This is a genomic window from Kitasatospora sp. NPDC053057 (genome assembly GCF_044546945.1).
GTDB lineage: Bacteria > Actinomycetota > Actinomycetes > Streptomycetales > Streptomycetaceae > Kitasatospora.
In genome coordinates this window covers 1-1,514 of the sequence record NZ_JBITZP010000139.1, presented here as the reverse complement: position 1 = coordinate 1,514, position 1,514 = coordinate 1, and the positions used below count along the sequence as shown (strand labels likewise).

At 65.8% G+C, this 1,514-nt stretch carries 3 protein-coding genes; all 3 read left to right on the top strand.

What is annotated here, in order from left to right; translation table 11 throughout:
• Positions 1–405: DUF5753 domain-containing protein (locus ACIG5E_RS39455; protein ID WP_396542148.1), on the top strand; the 405-nt coding region annotated here is incomplete at its 5' end.
• The gene (locus ACIG5E_RS39450; RefSeq protein ID WP_396542146.1) at positions 402–623 is read left to right on the top strand and encodes a DUF397 domain-containing protein; all 222 of its coding nucleotides are present in this window, start codon (positions 402–404) and stop codon (positions 621–623) included. The genes ACIG5E_RS39455 and ACIG5E_RS39450, both read left to right, overlap by 4 nt.
• Positions 624–841: 218 nt before the next feature.
• Positions 842–1,291: a hypothetical protein gene (locus tag ACIG5E_RS39445; RefSeq protein ID WP_396542144.1), complete on the top strand. Its 450-nt coding sequence runs from the start codon at positions 842–844 to the stop codon at positions 1,289–1,291.
• Positions 1,292–1,514: the final 223 nt, after the last annotated feature.

Below are 1,514 nucleotides of genomic sequence, written 5' to 3'. Positions count from 1 at the left end.
CATCCGCATAACGCATACCAACGGCATAGCGCGCAGATGACCGTCAGTCAGCTACACAAACAGGCCAATCACCTTGAAGCGCCGAGGTCAGTAGGAGGCCCGGACGTCATGCGGGCCCAGCTTGCCCACTTGATCTCCGAAGCCGAGAACTGCCCGCATCTCATGCTGCAAGTCCTGCCGATCGATGCGGGCGCTCCACCGGCAACGGACAGTTTCACGGTGCTCCGATTCGACCACAGGCCCGATATCGTCTACGTCGACTCGACCTTCACGGGCCAGGTGATCGAGTCGGCAACAACGGTGGAGGATGCCAAGGAGACGTATGACCGGCTCCGAGCGGCAGCACTTCATCCGACCGAATCAATCGCGGTGATGCGAAGAATCATGGAGGAGTTCTACAGATGAGCTCAGCGCTCGACACATCGATAGCGGAGTGGGAGAAGTCCAGCTACAGCAACGGCAGCGGTGGCGAGTGTGTTGAATTCTCCCGCTCCTTCGCCGCGACTGGCGTGGTCCCCGTACGCGACAGCAAGGACCCGGGTGGTCCTGCGCTGATCTTTGATGTTGCCGCATGGGCCGCGTTCATCGCCAAGATCAAGAGCGGGAACTTCCCGACCACTTGAGTCATGTTGCCGGGCCCGCCGCACACTGAGGCGGGCCCGGACGCGGAGGACCGCACCCATCGGCAACCACCCGGCCGCCCCCGGAGCGAGGACGGCCTCCCCGCCATGGCAGAGTCATTTCCATGATCTTCATACGCCAACAACCCAGGCGCGTCACCGCAGTTGTCTTCGTGGGCGCCGCCGCACTTCTCCTGACCGCATGCGGAGAACAGCGTCCCGTGCACTCGGCGGCGACCAGCACCGCCACACCCACGCCCTACGTGGAGCCCGGCGCCGGCGACGGCGCGCCGCACTACCGCGAGAACAACGGCTCCCGCATCGCGGGTGAGATGTCCCCTGCGAGCGCGGCGGAAGCGAAGAAGGAGGCCGACCGCATCGAGCCCGTCCTCAAGGCGCTCTGGCAGGCCGGCACCTGGGACCCGAAGACCGTCCGTACCGCACTGCTCAAGCTCGGCTACCAGGAGCAACCGAACGGGCCGCTGGTCGTGCGGCAGATGGACGCGCGTTTCGAGACCGACCACTACGTCACCCCCGAGGGCGCCGTGGTCAGCCTCCGGGTGCACGACGACGCCTGCGTCATCGGGTTCGTGCAACGGACCAACTACCAGGTGAAGGCCACCGGGCCGTACCCCGAGTCCGGCTGCTTCGAGCCGCCCTTCGCGCACTGACCTGCGGAAGCCCCGAGCGCGCTCCGTTGTTGCTACCGGGTGGACCCGCGACCGGAAGGGGTGAGCAGCGTGGCCGACACCATTCCCGGTCCCGAGCGCGCCCCCGAGGCGGAGGCGCCGCTGGACGCCTAGTACTCCAGTGCGACTTCGTGATCTTTCCCGGGAGCCGGGTGAGAACGGCAACGGCCACCGCGTGATCATCAAGGGTTGTGTGGACTCATGA